Source organism: Pseudomonas sp. AC070 (assembly GCF_979258635.1).
Window position 1 is genome coordinate 3,726,186 of the sequence record NZ_OZ409871.1, and the last position, 16,307, is coordinate 3,742,492.

Here is a 16,307-nt window from a genome sequence, read left to right on the forward strand (position 1 = left end):
CCAGACGAAACAGTGAAGGGAACTAGCCGGCCAGCGCCGCCGCAGAAATGAGCTGGTGATACAAGGCCAGGTCGCCCGGCTCGTCCACCTCGCCCCACAGCCCTTGAACCGGCGACAGCGCAATCGCCACACCCGCGCCGAGCACGCGGCGCAGCAGGCTAGTCATGTCGAGCTTGTCGATGGCGGCTTCGTCCAGCGGCGCCAGTTGCTGTTTCACCTGTACCCAACCGGCCGGGGTGAATTTCAGCAGGCCCATGTATTGGCCCTGAATTTCCTCGGTGCTGGTGCAGCGCTCGCCGATGCTCGCCAGGTTGCCCTGGGCGTCGAGCACAAAACTCTCGGCGTCGGCCAGCGGTTCGGCAAAGCGCTTGGACCACAGCGCCAGCCAATCGGGATCGTAGGCAATCGCCAGGTCGCCTGCGGTGTCGGCAAGTGCCGTGACCGTGGCGGCGGTATAGACGATGTCGCTGTAACTAACGATGCACGGCGCGCTGCTCAGCCAGGCATCGGCGGCCAACAAGGTGCGCACCATATTGCTCTGCTGCCAGCGCGGGTTTTCGAAGTAGGTCACCGGCTCGTCGAAGCGCTCGCGCAGGTAGCCGCGCACGATGGCCAGCTCGCTGATGCCGGCGCCGCGCAAGGCCGCAAGCTGCCAGTCGAGCAGGCGCTGGCCGTGCAGCACGGCGAAGCATTTGGGTTGTTCGGCGGTCAGTGCGCCCATGCGGCTGCCGCGTCCGGCGGCGAGAATCAGTGCCCGTGTCATGGTTTAAGCAGTCGCTCCATCGGGGTTATGAGAGGCGTCGCCTACGCGTCGCCCGGCGAGACAGTGTTGCAGCAACGCGCGGTCGACCGGGTTGAATGCGGCTTCGCGCTCGGGGTGCCAGAGCACGCCGAGTATCGGCAGTTCAAGGTGCTCGAACGCCTCGACCACACCGTCGGCGCTACGGGCCAGCACTTGCAAAGGCGCTTTCACGGCGCGGGCGCCCCACTGGTGATAGCTGTTCACGTCATGGACATGGCCGTTGAGGTGCAGCACATGGCGGGTGCCGACGTGGCCGTCGACTTTTTCCAGCGCATTGCCGAATGCGTCCAGCAGCAATTGCGCGCCTCGGCACAAGGCAAACAGCGGCACGCCGTGGGTCATCGCCAGGCCGAGCAGCGCCTGTTCGGTGGCATCGCGTTCGGGGGCATTGCCGCCGTAACGGGCCAAATCATTGCCGCCCGAAAGCACCACGCCGACCGGGTTTGCCAGTTGCCAGTAACCCTCAACCAGCTCGGGGTTGTTGGGCACGGGAATGGCCAGGTAACCGCAGTCGGCCAACCAGGCCACCAGGCGTTGGTCCACCGCATCGCGCCGCTCGCCGCGCTCGCTCAAAACGTCCACGCGCTGGCTGAGCAGCACCGGCTTCACCGCACCACCTCGACCCGGCGATTGGCGCAGTCGATGCGCAGCATTTTTGCCGCCGCCCATTGCCGATAGAGCATTTCGCCCGCGCCGATCACGGCCGGCAAACCCAGCTCGTTGGCGCGGATGGCCATGTGCGAATTGGTGCCGCCGTAAGCGGTGATGAACCCGGCGATACGGTGGGAGAAAATCCAGTCGAAACCGGGATCAGCGCTGGGAATAACGACAATGGCGCCGTGCAGTTGATCGCGTTGCTGGAAGCTCACCACCGGCGCCATCACTTGCCGCTGGGTAATGAAATTCGGCTCGGCCTGCGGCATGTGGAAGTGCAGCGCGTCCTGGGCGTCGGTGATCAGCGGCGGCAGCACCAGCTGGCAGGTTTCGGCGTAACGGCGGCGGCCTTCTTCGATGCTTGAGGCAATCAACTCGGCAGGGTCGGCGCTGGCGGCGTGCAGTTCTTTGATCACTTGGATATTGGCGTACGACATGTCGTCAGCGCTAAAGCCCAGGTCTTGGCCGAACTGGCGGAACAGCGACAGCGCATCGGACAAGTTGCGGGTGAAGACAAACTTGGCGTACTCGCGCAGTTCGATCCCGGCCTGCAGAAAATCGAACAGGCCGACCACGTCGTGGGATAAACCGTGCTCAGCCAGCAGCCGGCTGATTTCGCGCATCTGCCCCAGTGACAAAGCAAAGCGCAGCTGGCCATGGGTCGGCTCGGCGGCGCTGTTGTTCCAGTCGAAATACATATCCGGCGCTTCGTCGTAGCGCGGCGACAGAATGTCGTAAGTGCCCGGCCGCAAATGACCATAGCGGGCCAGAAAGGTGGTGCGGTTGAGCTGCGCCAGGTCTTGGGTCATCTGGCCACTGACGGTGCTCAGTCCATTAAGGAAGGCATCGTATTCCTCGGCATTCAGCACGCCGACCGTCACCAGCGAACGCAGCAGTTGCACCGCAATGAACCCGGCGCGCGCCAGGCCGGCGAAAGGCAAGGTGCCGTAACGGCGACAGTCTTCGAGCAGCCAGTAAATGCGCGTGACGGGGTCGGTGTCGGCGCCAAGAATTTCGTCGCGCCGGGCCAGCAGCACATCGAGCTTTTGCCGGTCGGTGCGCCACAAGCCGGTTTCGTTGTGCACGATGCGGTTGGTGAGCTGGCGCAGGCTGTCGGCCAGGCGCTCGCATTCGGCGTCGGTGAAGCCCACTTCGCGCAACGCCTGCAAGCGCTGCGGCAGGTCGAGCGTGTAGCAGGAGAAGACGATTTCGAACTCAACTTTGTCGTGCAGATTGGGCGCGGCTAGCAGGCGTTCGATGTAGTAATTCACCAGCTTGTCGGCCAGCGCGCCGTCGATGTCGCGCGGAATAAACGAGTTGAAGCTGACGCGCACATCGATATACGGCAGGCCATGAAAATGCAGCATCAGCGGAAAACTGCGCAGGTTGCGGTAGCCGTAATTGTTGCGCTGATAAGCCCAGATCATGTCTGTGACCAGCTCACGGTACAGCGACAACGACAACGGCCGTGGCCGCACGCCGATGATTTCCGCCGGGTTCCAGTCAGGCATTACGCCGAATACGGTGCGCTCGCCATGCAGGAACGGCTGCGGGCGAATGCCCTGGGCGATGCGGTCGTGGATCAGCCGCACCATGCGCGTGTGAGCGCTGAGTTCAACGGCCGGCGCGGTGACTATCAGCGGCCGCACTTGCAGGAGGTACAGGGTGCCGACGCTGTCCGTGGCGAATTCAATGTCCAGCGCCGTGCGCTCGAACAGGCCCGCCAATTCGCGCAGTAGCTCGATCACACCGTGCAGCGGCGCCGGCACGTTGGCGCTGCTGTGGTGGGCGTAGAAGGTTTTCAGCTCGTTGGAGCGGCCGGACGTCACGCTGTCGGTGCTGCCGCTGTTGTCGTCGTAGTTGATGACGAAATACGGCGCTCTGTTGGTGGGGTCTACGCCAAAGCCAACGCCGGCCATGGCCACATCGCTGAGCATGGGCTGCACGAACACCTGGTCGTCGGCGTGCGCCGCGGCGCCGCCCATGGAGGCGATCACTTGGTCGATGGCTTGGGTTAAATCGGCTGGGGCCACGTTCAGGCAGGAGTCATATTCGCCGGCCGCCGAGCTTTGTTCGCCGTCTTCCTGGCAACTGCTGCTGCGCACCACCATCAGCGGCCAGGCGGCCTGCTGAATCTGGCCGAGCACGGCGCCGGCATCGGCGCGCCATTGGCTCACGCGAAACTGGCATTGAGGCAACACCACGGCGCTGTTCAGGCGCCCGAGCAGAAGCTGGAGATTGTCTGCCTTGCTGGCAAAGCGCAGCGGCTCTGTGGCCGGTAACTGATCGACGTCCGCTGGCGCTGCCTGCATACCCACTCCGAGGAAAGCTTTTTTGTTTTGACGTGCTGAAGACTAACGCATTGAACAGCGCGCCCGCTTTTTCGGCGGGCGATGCTCACCAAGCGGCGCGCTTAACTGATGTAGTTGAACAAACTCAGGTTGGCGATTTTCACGTAGCTCTGCTGCGCCGCCGAGAGGATGGTCGATTGCAGCGAAAGCCTGGAGATGGCGTCGGCGTAGTCGAGGTCTTCGAGGTCCGATTGCACGGACTTGTTGACCAGGGTGACGTCGGCAATGAAGTCGCCAGTGGAGTCCAGCGTGTTCAGGCGCGCGCCCACGGAGCCGCGAACGCCGTCGACCTTGGCGTACACCGCATCGAGGTTGGAAAGCGCGACGGCGGCGCTGTCGCGAATGACGCGGTTGTCTTCCTCGGTGTTACCGGAGCCTTGCAGGGCCTTGCGCAGGTCCGACACGGTGTTGAGCAGGCTGCGCTTTTCCTCGGTCGGTTTGCGGTTGATGGCGTAGTCATCACCGTTTTGCGGCACGCCGTCGATTTGCACGCGCACGCCGCCGTAACTGATGAAGTCGGACGTCGCCGGGTTGGTGTCGATGGCGCCTGTGGCCAACTGGCCAACGGGCGGCGTGGTCGGGTCGTAGGTGGTCCAGTCGTAACCGGCGGGCAACGTCGCCTGGTCGTAGACGACATAGTTGGTCGGGCTGAGGAAGTGAATGCCGACGCCGTCAGTGGCAGCCGGTGGGTTGCTTGAAGGGAACGTCGTGTCGTAGGCGGCTTTGTCGGTGACCAAGCCCAGGGAAACACGCCCGGTACTGACGGTGCCGTCGGTGCCCGTGCCGGTTACGGTTTTGTTGGTGCTGACGCGGTTGGCGTTGAACACGTTTTCGAACAGGTCTTTGCCGTCGTCGCCCAGCGCCACGAAGGTGCTACTGGCGATTTGCACGTTGCGTTCGGTTTCGTTGCCCTGGTAGCTGTAGGTGCCGTCGGGGTTGCGCACGAAGGGCTGTTGATCCGACTGCGAGCCGCCAAACAGGTAGTTGCCGCTGGCGTCTTTGCTGTTCATCAGGCTCAGCAGCTCGTCTTCACGCTGCTGCAACTCGGTGCCCAGCGACTCACGGTCGGTGGCGTCCAGGGTGCCGTTGCCCGCCTGCACGCCAATTTCACGGATGCGCTGCAGCACGGTGCCCACGGAGCTGAGAATGGCTTCTTCGGAGTTGAGGCTGTTCTGCGCGGCGGTGTTGTTGGAGGTGTACTGCTCGTTCAGCGCTTGTTCCTGGCTCAACTGCAGCAGGCGAACGGACGCTACCGGGTCATCGGCCGGGGTCAGAATGCGCTTGCCGGTGCTGATCTGTTCCTGGGTGCGGGAAACGTTGGCGTAGTTTTTCTGCATCCCGCTGACGGAACTGTTGAAGGCTTGGATAGTGGAAATTCGCATAACTAACTAGCCTCAGTTGAAGGCGCCTATAAGCGTATCGAACAGCGATTGCGCAACTTTAATCACCTGTGCCGATGCATTGTAGTACTGCTGGAACTGCACCAGGTTGGCGGCCTCTTCGTCCAGGCTGACGCCGGAGAGCGAGTCGCGGTTGTTTTGCGCTTGCGTCAGCACGGTTTCGGCCGCATCTGAATTGACCCGCACCTGCGCGGTCAACGAGCCAACCCGCTCAACCAGCCCGCTGTAGGCGTCGTTGTAGGTCGCCCCTGCCCCGGCGCCGCTGGTGCCGACGGTTTTCTGGGTTTGCAGGTCGATCAGTTTCAGCGCGTTGCGGTTGTCGGACGAGCCGGCGATGTTTTGCGACAACGTAAAGGTATCGCCCGATTGCGGCGTACCTGTAATGGTGAATTCGTAGGTGTAGCTGTTGTTGCTGACCGGGTCGGTATAAGCCAGGCGCAGGGTGTTGTTCTGGCCGGGCGTCAGTGCCGTGGTCGAGGGCGACACGTAGCTCAGCGTCGCGCCAGGCGGCAAGGTGCCGGTCAGGGTGTTGGTGGTCGAGTCGAACGTCAGCGGCACGCCGGTACCGAACAGGTTTTGCAGGTCGGTGGTGTTGATCGGCGTAGGGCCGGCGGTCAGGTTCGGCTGGCTGATCACCCCGGTGCCCCGGTTGTTGGTGGTGGCCTGGGCGCGGGCGGAACCGGCAAAGGCCAGTTGGTCGGGCGATTGCAGCTCGGTGCCAAAGTCGAACGCGCCGCGCCGGGTCGGTTGCAGGGTGAAACGGTCACCGGCGTTGGGCGTGCCGTTGATGGTTACGTCGAAACCCTGACTGGTCGGCGGCGTGGTGCCGGGGTCGGCCATGGAAATGGTGTAGGGCCCGGTGCCGGTCACGGTGACGTTCATGCTCGCGCCGTCGCTCAGGCGGCGGGCGGTGAAGTTGGTGCCGTCGTAGTCCAGGCGGTAATCGCTGGTGGTCAGCAGGTTGGCATTGGTGATGTTCAGCGAACCGGTGGCCGAGCCGGTGTTAGTCGCCTGCGCCAGCACCCGCAGCGAGGCGGCGGTCGGTTCGTTGATGTCGGTGAACAACTGGCTGCCGGGGCGACCGTTGAGGTCGAAGCCCTGGCCGAGCTGATCGTTGATGGTGTCGGTGAGCACAATCGCCATCTGCCCGAGGCTGTTGTAGCTCTTGTCCAAAGTCGTGTCGCGGTAGGCCAGCAGCCCACCCATTTCGCCACCAGAAATCTGCGACGAAATGGTCTGCGACACGCCGTTGATGCTCAGGTCGATCTGGTACTTCATCGGGTCGTCGATGCCAGGCTTGGCCGTCAACGTCGAGGCGGTGTTGCCCACCACCAGCGGCTGGCCGGTGCCGACAAAGAGGCTGACGCTGCCGTCGGTTTGCTCAACGCTCTGCACGCCGATGATTTCGGAAATCTGCCGGATGGTTTCTTCGCGGGCATCGAGCAGGTCGTTTGGCTCGGCACCGGCGCCTCGGGCGCGGGCAATGGCGTCGTTGTAGCTGGCGACGCTGGCGGCCATAGAGTTGACCTGCGTGGTCAGCGCGCTCATCTGCTGGTTGATCAGGCTGTTCTGTTTATCCAACTGGTCATACAGCGTGTTGAACGAGTCGGACAGTCCACCGGCCTGCGACAACACCGCCTCACGGGCGGCAACCGACGACGGATTCTGCGAGGCGGTTTGCAGGGAAGCGAAGAACTTCTGCAAGGCCGGGCTAATACCCGTGGTGCTGTTGGACAGCAGGGAGTCGAGCTGCTCGATCTGGCTTTTGAACGACTGCAGCTCACTGTTCGAGGCGGTGGCGGTACGCACCTGGTTGGTGAGGAAATCGCTGGCCAAACGGCGCACATCTACCACTTGGGCACCGGAGCCGATGTAACCGGCGCCGGTGAACTGGGCGATGTTGGTCTGCTGCACAGACTCTTGGCGCGAGTAACCGGGCGTATTGACGTTGGTGATGTTATGCCCGGTGACCGTCAGCGCGGTCTGCGCAGCGCGCAGTCCTGACAGCCCTACCGATAACAAGTCAGCCATGTCGATTCCTCACTAAAAAACTCATCCCTGCATCCTTACAAACGCGTGGCGGTGGATTCGCCCGCGGCGATGGTTTGGTACGTCTGCATCTGCTTGGCGATCTGCGCCACTTTATTGGCGTACTGCGGGTCGGTGGCGTAGCCGGCCTGTTGCAACTCACGCACAAACTGCTTGGGGTTGGCGGTGGCATCCAGCGCATCGTCATAACGGTCGTTGTTCTGCAGGAAGCTCACGTAGTCGTTAAAGCTGTCCTGGAAGCTGTCGTAAGAGCGGAACTTCGCCGCTTCTTTTACCGCCTGGCCGCCTTTGTATTCGGTGGTCAGCGCGCGCGCCGAGTCGCCTTGCCAGTTGCCTGCCGCCTTGATGCCGAACAGGTTGTGGCTGCTGGAGCCGTCGGAGTCGCGAATAATCGACTTGCCCCAACCGGTTTCCAACGCGGCCTGGGCCACGAGGTAGGAAGGGTCGACGCCAATCTTGGCGGCGGCTTCCTTGGCCATCGGCAACATGGTGGCGATGAACTCATCGGCCGACTTGAACGCTGCTTTGCCAGGTGCCAACGGTGGCTGGGCCAGACGGCGGCCGCTGCTGGCGTCGATGGCGTTCAGCTCGGCGTTCTTGCTAGTGGCGCCTTTGCCGATGGTGGCGGTGTTGCTGGTGGTGTTCGCGGCCAGCCAGTCGTTCTGCGCCAGCGGCTTGCCGTCGGCGGTCGCCCCGGCTGTTGTAGTTGGGACAATACCGGCTAATAAACGATCAGTAAGACTGCCAGGCAGTGACAGGCGGCGCTTGTTGAGCATTTTCGAATCGTCACGGGCGCTGTCCACGGCCGGCAATTCTTTAACCGCGCGGTTGGTCAGGGTTTTGTTCGCGCCGTCGGTGCCGGTGGTGGCGCTGGCGCCGCTCGCGGTGATGGCGTTGGCGTCAGCGGTTTGCCCGAACGGATTGGGCCGATGGGTGCCCTTGTTCATTTTCGACATTTGCCGCGCCAGCACATCGGCCAGGCCGATGCCGCCCTCTTTGGACATTTTTACCGCCAGCTCCTGGTCGTACATTTGCTGGTAGGTTTTGGCTTCGTTGCTGTTCATGAAGTTGCCTTCGGAGAACGCCTCGTTCGCCGAACGCTGGGCTTTGAGCATCTGGTTAAGAAACAGCGACTCAAATTCCTGCGCTACCTTCTTGATGTTCGACTCGCTGTCGCGGTCTTTGCCGACCTTAAGGTTAGCCAGGCGATTGATGTCGCTGTACGCGCCGCTGTCGAGCGTGGAGCCAACTCCGGATGTGAATTTCGCGTCCATGGCTGCCTCCTCAGATAACGATCAGATCAGCTTGCAAAGCGCCGGCTTGCTTGAGCGCTTCAAGAATGGCCATCAGGTCGGACGGCGAAGCGCCCACCTGGTTAACCGCCCGTACGATTTCATCCAGCGTGGTGCCCGGGCCGAATTTGAACATCGGCTTGGTTTCCTGCGCCGCATCCACTTTCGAGCGCGGTACCACGGCGGTCTGGCCGTTGGAGAAGGCGCCGGGCTGGCTGACGATCGGGTCTTCGGTGATGCTCACGGTCAGGCTGCCGTGGGTGACGGCGGCCGGCTGAACCTTGACGTTCTGGCCGATGACGATGGTGCCGGTGCGCGAGTTGATGATGACTTTCGCCACCGCCTGACCGGCGTCCACTTCGAGGTTTTCCAAAATCGACAGGTAGTCGACGCGCTGGTTGGGGTCTAACGGCGCGCTGACGCGGATCGAACCGCCGTCGATGGCCTGCGCCACGCCTGGGCCGAGCAGTTCGTTGATCTGGTCAACCATGTGCTTGGCGGTGGTGAAGTCGGGGCGATTGAGGTTCAGGGTCAGCGTGTTGCCCTGGTCGAAACCGCTCGGCACTGGACGCTCAACCGTGGCGCCGCTGGGAATGCGGCCGGCCGAGGGCACGTTAACGGTGATTTTCGAGCCGTCGCCGCCTTCGGCATCGAAGCCGCCGACGACCAGGTTGCCCTGGGCGATGGCGTACACGTTGCCGTCGATACCTTTGAGCGGCGTCATCAGCAAGCTGCCGCCGCGCAGGCTTTTGGCGTTACCAATGGAGGAGATGGTGACGTCGATGGTTTGCCCGGGCTTGGCGAACGCCGGCAGGTCGGCATGAATCGACACCGCCGCCACGTTTTTCAATTGCACGTTGCCGCCAGCCGGCACCTTGATGCCGAACTGCGCCAGCATGTTGTTAAAGGTTTGCACGGTGAACGGCGTTTGCGTGGTCTGGTCGCCGCTGCCGTTAAGGCCCACGACCAAACCGTAGCCAATCAGTTGGTTGGCACGCACGCCCTGGATGGTGACCAGGTCTTTGATCCGCTCAGCCTGCGCCGCCGAGGCGACGAGCAGGAAACAGCAGGCGGTTAGCAGTCGTTTCATCATGACCGGTACTCAGAAAGGAAACAGCGGGCTGATGAAGAAGCGGTCAAACCAACCGGGCTGGTTGGCGTCAGCAAATGCGCCAGTGCCCGAGTAAGTGATGCGGGCGTCGGCCACGCGGGCCGAGGACACGGTGTTGTCGGTGGCGATGTCATCAGCCCGTACCAGGCCGGCAATGCGCACCAGTTCGTCGCCGGTGTTGAGCGTCATCCACTTCTCGCCGCGCACCGACAAAATGCCGTTGGGCAGCACTTCGGCGATGGTTACGGTGACCGAACCGGTGAGGCTGTTGCTTTGCGCGGCGGTGCTTTTGCCGGAGGCATCACGCGAGCCGCCGTAGCTGGCGTCCAGGCTCAGGTTGCCGGCTTTGAGCGGGTTGAGGCTGGTGCTCGGGTTGTCGGTCGATACCGCGCCGCCGAACAAGGAGGTCAGGCCCAGCGAGGTGGCGCTGTCTTTGGCGATGTCCGAGTTGGCGTTCTTGCTGGCCGACATGCGCTCGTTAAGGGTGATGGTGATGATGTCGCCCACGCGATAGGCCTTGCGGTCGCCGTACAGGTTGTTTTCAAACCCGGTCTGGTAAATGGAGCCGTTGTTTTGCGCAGCCGGCAGCGGCGTGCGCGGTAGCACAGGCGCGTAGTACGGGTCGTTCGGCTTGGGTGGAGGCGCGACGCAACCGCTCAAAGCAGCCAGGCCAAGCAGGGGAAGAAGAACAAGCCGATTCATAACACGTACCTCACACATTCTTTGCGCAGTGCCAACACCAGACCGAACCACCGTGTGCCTACCAGCTCCTTATGGCGGGCCTAACGGGCTGCGGTTAAATCCGGTTAGCGATTAAAGATTCTGGGTAATAAACGACAGCATCTGGTCGGCCGTTGAAATCACTTTGGAGTTCATTTCGTAGGCGCGCTGGGTGGTGATCATGTTCACCATCTCTTCCACCACGCTGACGTTGGAGTTTTCCAAGGTGTTCTGTTCGATAGTGCCCAGGCCGGTAAGGCCAGGCGTACCCACTTGCGGCGCGCCGCTGGAGGCGGTTTCCAGGAACAGGTTGTTGCCGATGGCTTCCAGGCCGCCCGGGTTGATGAAGTCGGCGGTCTGGATGTTGCCAACGATTTGCGGCTGGGCGTTGCCGGCGGTGGTCACCGAGGCGGTGCCGTCTTCGCCGACGGTAAAGGTGCGCACTTCGTTGGGCAGCACGATGGCCGGCTCCAGCGGGAAGCCGTTGGAGGTTACGACCTGGCCGTCGGAGTTCAGGTGAAAGCTACCGTCGCGGGTGTAAGCGATGGTGCCGTCGGGCTGAAGAATCTGGAAGAAACCACGGCCGTTGACCGCCATGTCCAGCGGCTGCTCGGTGGTTTGCAGGCTTCCGGCGGTGAACATTTTCTGCGTGCCGACAATGCGCACACCGGTACCCAGTTGCAGGCCGGACGGCAGTTGGCTGTCCTGGGTGCTTTGGGCGCCGGGTTGACGGCGGATCTGGTAGAGCAAGTCCTGGAATTCAGCGCGGTCGCGCTTGAAGCCCGTGGTGGACACGTTCGCCAGGTTGTTGGAAATGGTCGTCAGGTTCATGTCCTGGGCGGACAAACCGGTTTTACTGACCCACAGAGCCGGAAGCATGTTGATTCTCCTCGGACGCCGGTTTCACGGCGCCGTGTACTGATGGTTAGCTAAGTTGCAAAACACGCGCCAGGGACGTGGCGTCGTCTTCGGCCGTTCGCATCATCTTCACTTGCAGTTCGAACTGGCGGGACAGCGAGAGGATCGAGGTCATCTCTTCCACCGCATTGACGTTGCTGGTCTCGACGAAACCGGACGTCAGCTTCACGGTGTTGTCGGCCAGCGGCGGCGTGGTGCCTTTGAAATGGATCATGCCGTCCGGGCCCTTTTCCATTTGCTTGAGGTCGGGGTTGACCAGCTTGATGCGGTCCACCTCGGCCAGCACATTCGGCGCCTCGCCAAGGGCGCGAATGGAAATGGTGCCGTCTTCGCCGATCTCCACTTTCTGTTCCGGTGGCACGGCAATCGGTCCGCCGTTGCCCAATACCGGCAAGCCGCTGCCGGTGCGCAGTTGGCCAAGGGCGTCGATTTTCAGGCTGGCGGTGCGCACGTAGGCTTCGCTGCCATCGGGCGCTTGCACGGCCACCCAACCCTGGCCGCTGACGGCGACATCCATCGGGTTGCCGGTGTCTTGCAAGGTGCCGGGCGTGAAGTCGGTGCCGGGGCGTTCGCTCATGGCGTACACGCGCGACGGAAAGCTGTCGCCGAACACCTGCATCGAGCGGGCTTGTTCGAAGTCGCGGCGGAAACCGTTGGTGGAGATGTTCGCCAGGTTGTTGGCATGGGCGCGCTGGGCCAGGGTGTTCTGGCTTGCCCCTGTCATGGCGACGTACAGCATTTTATCCATGGTGATTCTCCGAGATTGGGCCAGCCAAACGTTGACGGCCTGCGGCTCTATGCAAGCTGTAAAGCAGGCATCGTGCCAATCTCGAGAAAATTCTGTACACCGTTGATAAAAAAGGGATTTCTAAAATAACAAAGGGCTTCCAGAGAAGCCCTTTGCAGGTGTGCGGCGACGGTTTGCCGCCAGCGGCAACCGTGTTAACGCAAGTTGATGATGGTTTGCGTCACGGCGTTTTCGGTCTCGATGGTTTTGGCGTTGGCCTGGTAGTTACGCTGCGCCACGATCAGGTCGACCAACTCGGTGGAAATGTCGACGTTGGACGACTCCAACGCACCAGCAGTCAACGAACCCAACGTGCCGGCACGCGGCGTACCGACCACGGGCTCGCCCGAATCCGCCGACTGAACCCACTGGGTTTTGCCGACTGGGGTCAGGCCCTGCACGTTGGCGAAGTTGGCCAGAATCACTTGGCCTTGAATCTTCGACTGGCCGTTGGTGTAGCGAGCGAATACCTGGCCGGTGTCGTCAATTTCCAGGCCCGACAGTTGGCCGGTGGTGTAACCGTCCTGGGTGACTTTGTTAACGGCGAAGGTGCTGGATACCTGCGAGGAGCCGCGGATATCCAGGGTCACCGCTGTCGAGGCGGCGGCGCCATTGGCAGACCACACCGGTGGCGTGCCGCCGTCGGATTGCGCCGGCACCCAGTTGTTGATGCTGAGTTTGTTGTTGGCGTAGGTCAGGCCAGCGGTATTTGGCGTAACGGTTGCCAATTGGCCGGCGCCGTCGAAGGTCAACGTCGAGTTCAACGGCGTAGTGCTGGTCGGATCCTGCGGGTTACGGCCGTCGATCAGTACGTTCATGGTCCAGTTGTTCGCCACGGGCGGAGTTGCCGCTGGGTTGGCGTTGTTCAGGAAATACTGGGTCATGACGTGGGCGTTGCCCTGGGCGTCGTAAATGTTCACCGAGGTGGACGAGGTGTAGGTGGTGGGATCCGCCGGGTCGAACGGCGTGGTGGTCGGCGCCTTGCTCGAGGAGTTCAGGTTGAAGCTCTGGGTAATCGCGGTAGTGGCACGCGGCGCCTGGTTGGCGGTTTGAATGCTCAGGTTGCCGACGATGCCGTTTTGCAGCTGGCCGTTGCCGTCTACCGAATAGCCCTGCAGGTTGTAGCCGTTGTTATCGACGATAAAGCCTTCTTTATCAGTACCGAAGTAACCGGCACGGGTGTAGCTGATCGAACCGTTGTTGCTGGTCACGAAGAAGCCGTTGCCGTTGATACCCATGTCCAGGGCGTTTTCGGTGTAGTCGATAGTGCCCTGGTTGAACAGCTGCGCCACGTTGCCGAGCAACACGCCGCTGCCGATGGCGTTGCTGCTGGAGGCCAGCATGGACGAGGAATACAGGTCTTGGAATTCGGCACGGGACTGTTTAAAGCCCACGGTGCCGGCGTTGGCGATGTTGTTACCAGTGATATTCAGGTCACTGGAGGCGGCTTTGATACCGCTAAGTCCGATATTGAACGACATGGGATGCTCCTGAACGCCGGGTTGCCGGCAGTTATTGACCTATCACTTGAACTTTGGAAATGCCGATGCTGCCGAGCCCTGCGAGGTTGAGCAGCATTTCGCCGCCGTTGATCCCCAGGGTCACGCTGTCGACGTTGGCCGGCAGGCTGGTGCCCATCGCCACTTCTTTGCCTCCGACCGACGCCTTCGCTTCGAAACTGTATTTGCCAGGCGGCAAGACGTTGCCGCTGGAATCTTTGCCATCCCACATAAACGTGACCTGGCCGGTTTTCTGCTGCCCCAAGTTGACCCGCGCCACTTGCGAACCCTTGCTGTCGAGCACGTTGACGAACAGGTTGTCGGTGCCGCTGGTGAGGGCAATCGAGCCTTTGAACGTTTCCTTGGTGTCGACCATGGCGGTGTCGGTGGACAGAATCACTTTGCGGCCCACCAGCGACGAGGCTTGCAACGCCTGCGACGACTGGGTGCTGGAAAGGATGCTTTCCACGCTGGTGTTGAGGTTGTCCAGACTCTCCACCTGGGTGAACTGGGCCAATTGCGCCACGAATTCACTGTTGGTTTGCGGGTCCAGCGGGTTCTGGTTGTTCATTTGGGCTACCAGCAATTGCAGGAACTGATCCTTGCCGAGGGTCTTGTCCTGGGTACCAGTGTCCTTAATGGCGTACTGATCAAGGACTGATGACTGGTTGCTTACGCTATCGACGGCCATTTCTTACCCCTAAGTCCGGCTTACTGACCCAGGGTCAGCACCTTGGTCATCATTTGTTTGGCGGTATTCATCATTTCGGTATTGGTCTGGAACGCGCGGCTGGCGGAGATCATGTCGGCCATCTCTTCCACCACGTTGACGTTGGGGTAGTAGACGTAGCCGTCTTTATCCGCCGCCGGGTGATTGGGTTCGTAGCGCGGTGTCAGGCTGCTCTGGTCTTCCACCACACCCATGACCTGCACGCCACGACCGGAGTTGTCCTGGTCGGCGAACAGCGAACCACGGTCGCCGTTCTGCTGCGCTTGCTGGTCGGTGAACACGGTGGCGAACACCGGGTGACGGGCGCGGTAGGTTTTGTCGACGCTGGAGGACACGGTCTCGGCGTTGGCAATGTTGCTGGAGATGGTGTTCAGGCGGGTGGTCTGAGCACTCATGCCGGTACCGGCGATATTGAACACACTGGAAAGGGACATGGCAGTGGTCTCCGTTATTCGCCGCGAATCGCAGCAACAAGGCCTTTGAATTTGGCGTTCAGCAGGGTGAAGCTGGCTTGGAACTGCACAGCGTTTTCTGCGTAATTGGATTGTTCGATTTGCTCGTCGACCGTGTTCTGGTCAATCGAGGGCTGCGTCGGCACGCGGAATTTCAGGCCCGGATCGGCAATGGCCATGCCTTCAGCGGCAATGTGGCCGGTGTTGGTGGTGGCCAGAGAAACCGGCGAGCGCTGGGTCTTTTCAGCCTGGGCGGCGAGCACCGAGGCGAAGTTCAGGTCGCGGGCTTTAAAGTTGGGGGTGTCTGCGTTGGCCAGGTTGTTGGCCAGCACTTCAGCGCGCTGGGCGCGGAAGCCCAATGCCTTTTCGTGAATGCCGAGTGCTGAGTCGAAGCTGATGCTCATGTCTGCGAACCTTTGCCAATGGGCCAACGGGTTTTCTGTGCAAGACACTTAGCAAAGGCTATGCCAACTAATTTATCTCTTTAATTTCAAAGGCTTACTTGGAATAGCAGCCAATTTTCCAGCGCAACCGGCAAGGCTTTTCCGCTGCCCGGCAATGGCAACGACGGCAAGAGGATGCAAATTTGCCGCTTGGGGGCAAACGCCAGGCAATAAAAAAGGAGGCATGTGGCCTCCCTTTTTGGCATCGCTACGACGTTATTTAACCTTGTAGATGATGCCAGGACTGCATTGCACCATCTGATAGTGATCCGGCAGGCCGTTAAGCGCTTCGGATGCACCGAGGAACAAATAGCCGCCCGGTTTCAAGGTGGCGTGAATGCGCAGCAGGATGTCTTTCTTTACTTCGGCGGAGAAGTAGATCAACACGTTCCGGCAGAACACGATGTCGAACTTGCCAAGGCTGGCGTAGCTGTCGAGCAGGTTCAGTGCACGGAATTCGACACGGGTACGAATGGCCGGCTTGATCGCAAAGCGGCCGTTGCCTTTGGGATCGAAGTAGCGCTGCAAACGTTCTTGCGACAAACCCCGACCAATCGCCAGACTGTCGTACTCACCGGATTTACAGGCCTGCAGCATGGCGCTGGATAGATCGGTGGCGACAATCTGCACGCCGCCTTTGAGCTGGCCCAGGTTGCTGCGCTCGAACTCATCGGTAGCCATCGACAACGAATACGGTTCCTGCCCCGAGGAAGACGCCGCCGACCAGATGCGCAAGCGCGCGCTGGGGTTGGCTTTGAGCAACTCGGGATAGACGCGATTCTTTAATACTTCGAAGGGATAGGTGTCACGAAACCACAGGGTTTCGTTGGTGGTCATGGCATCAACCACCTGCTCGCGCAACCCGCCGCGCGGCGTGCTTTGCATGCGTTGCACCAGTTCACCGAGGGATTTGATGCTGTTCTGTTCCATCAGCTTGTTGAGCCGGCTGGAGACCAGGTATTGCTTGTTGGCCCCCAACACGATGCCACAGGCCTTTTCCAGGAAGATCCGGAACTGCTCAAAATCCACGTTACCTGAAGACACTAGCGCTGCCTCACCATACCTGTAGGTTTGCTAAAGGGCCGTGCGGCCCTCAGCT

General features: G+C 61.2%; 15 protein-coding genes. All 15 read right to left on the reverse strand.

Features of this window, described 5'->3' with window-relative positions; all coding sequences use genetic code 11:
- Nucleotides 1–22: 22 nt before the first annotated feature.
- The 15 genes from ACZZ0Q_RS16740 to cheR all read right to left on the reverse strand — a co-directional run bounded on the left by ACZZ0Q_RS16740 (nt 23) and on the right by cheR (nt 16,252).
- Entirely contained in the window at nt 23–763 is a 741-nt protein-coding gene (locus ACZZ0Q_RS16740; RefSeq protein WP_463541514.1) for a phosphocholine cytidylyltransferase family protein, read from the reverse strand.
- 3 nt (nt 764–766) lie between these two features.
- The gene (locus ACZZ0Q_RS16745) at nt 767–1,411 is read right to left on the reverse strand and encodes a gamma-glutamyl-gamma-aminobutyrate hydrolase family protein (protein ID WP_463541513.1); all 645 of its coding nucleotides are present in this window, start codon (nt 1,409–1,411) and stop codon (nt 767–769) included.
- A complete protein-coding gene (locus ACZZ0Q_RS16750) occupies nt 1,408–3,768 on the reverse strand; it encodes a PEP-utilizing enzyme (RefSeq protein ID WP_463541512.1) in 2,361 nt (786 codons plus the stop codon). The genes ACZZ0Q_RS16745 and ACZZ0Q_RS16750 overlap by 4 nt, the downstream gene beginning before the upstream one ends.
- A 101-nt stretch (nt 3,769–3,869) precedes the next feature.
- Nucleotides 3,870–5,189 carry a flagellar hook-associated protein FlgL gene (gene flgL / locus ACZZ0Q_RS16755; protein ID WP_463541511.1) on the reverse strand — a complete coding sequence of 440 codons (1,320 nt, stop codon included), beginning with the start codon at nt 5,187–5,189 and terminating at the stop codon, nt 3,870–3,872.
- 12 nt (nt 5,190–5,201) lie between these two features.
- Nucleotides 5,202–7,238: a flagellar hook-associated protein FlgK gene (gene flgK, locus ACZZ0Q_RS16760; protein WP_463541510.1), complete on the reverse strand. Its 2,037-nt coding sequence runs from the start codon at nt 7,236–7,238 to the stop codon at nt 5,202–5,204.
- A gap of 35 nt (nt 7,239–7,273) precedes the next feature.
- Entirely contained in the window at nt 7,274–8,530 is a 1,257-nt protein-coding gene (gene flgJ / locus ACZZ0Q_RS16765; RefSeq protein ID WP_463541509.1) for a flagellar assembly peptidoglycan hydrolase FlgJ, read from the reverse strand.
- A 10-nt stretch (nt 8,531–8,540) separates the two neighbouring features.
- Complete coding sequence (locus ACZZ0Q_RS16770) at nt 8,541–9,638, reverse strand: flagellar basal body P-ring protein FlgI (RefSeq protein WP_463542304.1); 1,098 nt, start codon at nt 9,636–9,638, stop codon at nt 8,541–8,543.
- A 12-nt stretch (nt 9,639–9,650) separates the two neighbouring features.
- Nucleotides 9,651–10,361, reverse strand: a complete 711-nt coding sequence (gene flgH / locus ACZZ0Q_RS16775; RefSeq protein WP_463382058.1) for a flagellar basal body L-ring protein FlgH — start codon at nt 10,359–10,361, stop codon at nt 9,651–9,653.
- 111 nt (nt 10,362–10,472) lie between these two features.
- The gene (flgG, locus tag ACZZ0Q_RS16780) at nt 10,473–11,258 is read right to left on the reverse strand and encodes a flagellar basal-body rod protein FlgG (protein WP_122492539.1); all 786 of its coding nucleotides are present in this window, start codon (nt 11,256–11,258) and stop codon (nt 10,473–10,475) included.
- Between the two features lie 46 nt (nt 11,259–11,304).
- On the reverse strand, nt 11,305–12,045 hold the full coding sequence (locus ACZZ0Q_RS16785; protein ID WP_122492540.1) for a flagellar basal body rod protein FlgF: 741 nt from the start codon (nt 12,043–12,045) through the stop codon (nt 11,305–11,307).
- A gap of 194 nt (nt 12,046–12,239) precedes the next feature.
- Entirely contained in the window at nt 12,240–13,565 is a 1,326-nt protein-coding gene (flgE, locus tag ACZZ0Q_RS16790) for a flagellar hook protein FlgE (protein WP_463541508.1), read from the reverse strand.
- A 31-nt stretch (nt 13,566–13,596) separates the two neighbouring features.
- Nucleotides 13,597–14,274: a flagellar hook assembly protein FlgD gene (locus ACZZ0Q_RS16795; RefSeq protein ID WP_122492542.1), complete on the reverse strand. Its 678-nt coding sequence runs from the start codon at nt 14,272–14,274 to the stop codon at nt 13,597–13,599.
- Between the two features lie 20 nt (nt 14,275–14,294).
- Nucleotides 14,295–14,747: a flagellar basal body rod protein FlgC gene (gene flgC, locus ACZZ0Q_RS16800; RefSeq protein ID WP_122492543.1), complete on the reverse strand. Its 453-nt coding sequence runs from the start codon at nt 14,745–14,747 to the stop codon at nt 14,295–14,297.
- A gap of 14 nt (nt 14,748–14,761) precedes the next feature.
- The gene (gene flgB, locus ACZZ0Q_RS16805) at nt 14,762–15,169 is read right to left on the reverse strand and encodes a flagellar basal body rod protein FlgB (protein WP_463541507.1); all 408 of its coding nucleotides are present in this window, start codon (nt 15,167–15,169) and stop codon (nt 14,762–14,764) included.
- Nucleotides 15,170–15,424: 255 nt separating this feature from the next.
- Nucleotides 15,425–16,252 carry a protein-glutamate O-methyltransferase CheR gene (cheR, locus tag ACZZ0Q_RS16810; protein WP_122492545.1) on the reverse strand — a complete coding sequence of 276 codons (828 nt, stop codon included), beginning with the start codon at nt 16,250–16,252 and terminating at the stop codon, nt 15,425–15,427.
- Nucleotides 16,253–16,307: the final 55 nt, after the last annotated feature.

What these genes read in the sequence shown, in the direction of transcription:
- ACZZ0Q_RS16750 (WP_463541512.1), bottom strand. Translation starts at nt 3,768, where the DNA reads ATGCAGGCAGCGCCAGCGGACGTCGATCAGTTACCGGCCACAGAGCCG.
- ACZZ0Q_RS16795 (WP_122492542.1), bottom strand. Translation starts at nt 14,274, where the DNA reads ATGGCCGTCGATAGCGTAAGCAACCAGTCATCAGTCCTTGATCAGTAC.
- flgK (WP_463541510.1), bottom strand. Translation starts at nt 7,238, where the DNA reads ATGGCTGACTTGTTATCGGTAGGGCTGTCAGGACTGCGCGCTGCGCAG.
- flgL (WP_463541511.1), bottom strand. Translation starts at nt 5,189, where the DNA reads ATGCGAATTTCCACTATCCAAGCCTTCAACAGTTCCGTCAGCGGGATG.
- flgC (WP_122492543.1), bottom strand. Translation starts at nt 14,747, where the DNA reads ATGTCCCTTTCCAGTGTGTTCAATATCGCCGGTACCGGCATGAGTGCT.
- flgJ (WP_463541509.1), bottom strand. Translation starts at nt 8,530, where the DNA reads ATGGACGCGAAATTCACATCCGGAGTTGGCTCCACGCTCGACAGCGGC.
- flgG (WP_122492539.1), bottom strand. Translation starts at nt 11,258, where the DNA reads ATGCTTCCGGCTCTGTGGGTCAGTAAAACCGGTTTGTCCGCCCAGGAC.
- ACZZ0Q_RS16770 (WP_463542304.1), bottom strand. Translation starts at nt 9,638, where the DNA reads ATGAAACGACTGCTAACCGCCTGCTGTTTCCTGCTCGTCGCCTCGGCG.
- ACZZ0Q_RS16740 (WP_463541514.1), bottom strand. Translation starts at nt 763, where the DNA reads ATGACACGGGCACTGATTCTCGCCGCCGGACGCGGCAGCCGCATGGGC.
- ACZZ0Q_RS16785 (WP_122492540.1), bottom strand. Translation starts at nt 12,045, where the DNA reads ATGGATAAAATGCTGTACGTCGCCATGACAGGGGCAAGCCAGAACACC.
- flgH (WP_463382058.1), bottom strand. Translation starts at nt 10,361, where the DNA reads ATGAATCGGCTTGTTCTTCTTCCCCTGCTTGGCCTGGCTGCTTTGAGC.
- flgB (WP_463541507.1), bottom strand. Translation starts at nt 15,169, where the DNA reads ATGAGCATCAGCTTCGACTCAGCACTCGGCATTCACGAAAAGGCATTG.
- flgE (WP_463541508.1), bottom strand. Translation starts at nt 13,565, where the DNA reads ATGTCGTTCAATATCGGACTTAGCGGTATCAAAGCCGCCTCCAGTGAC.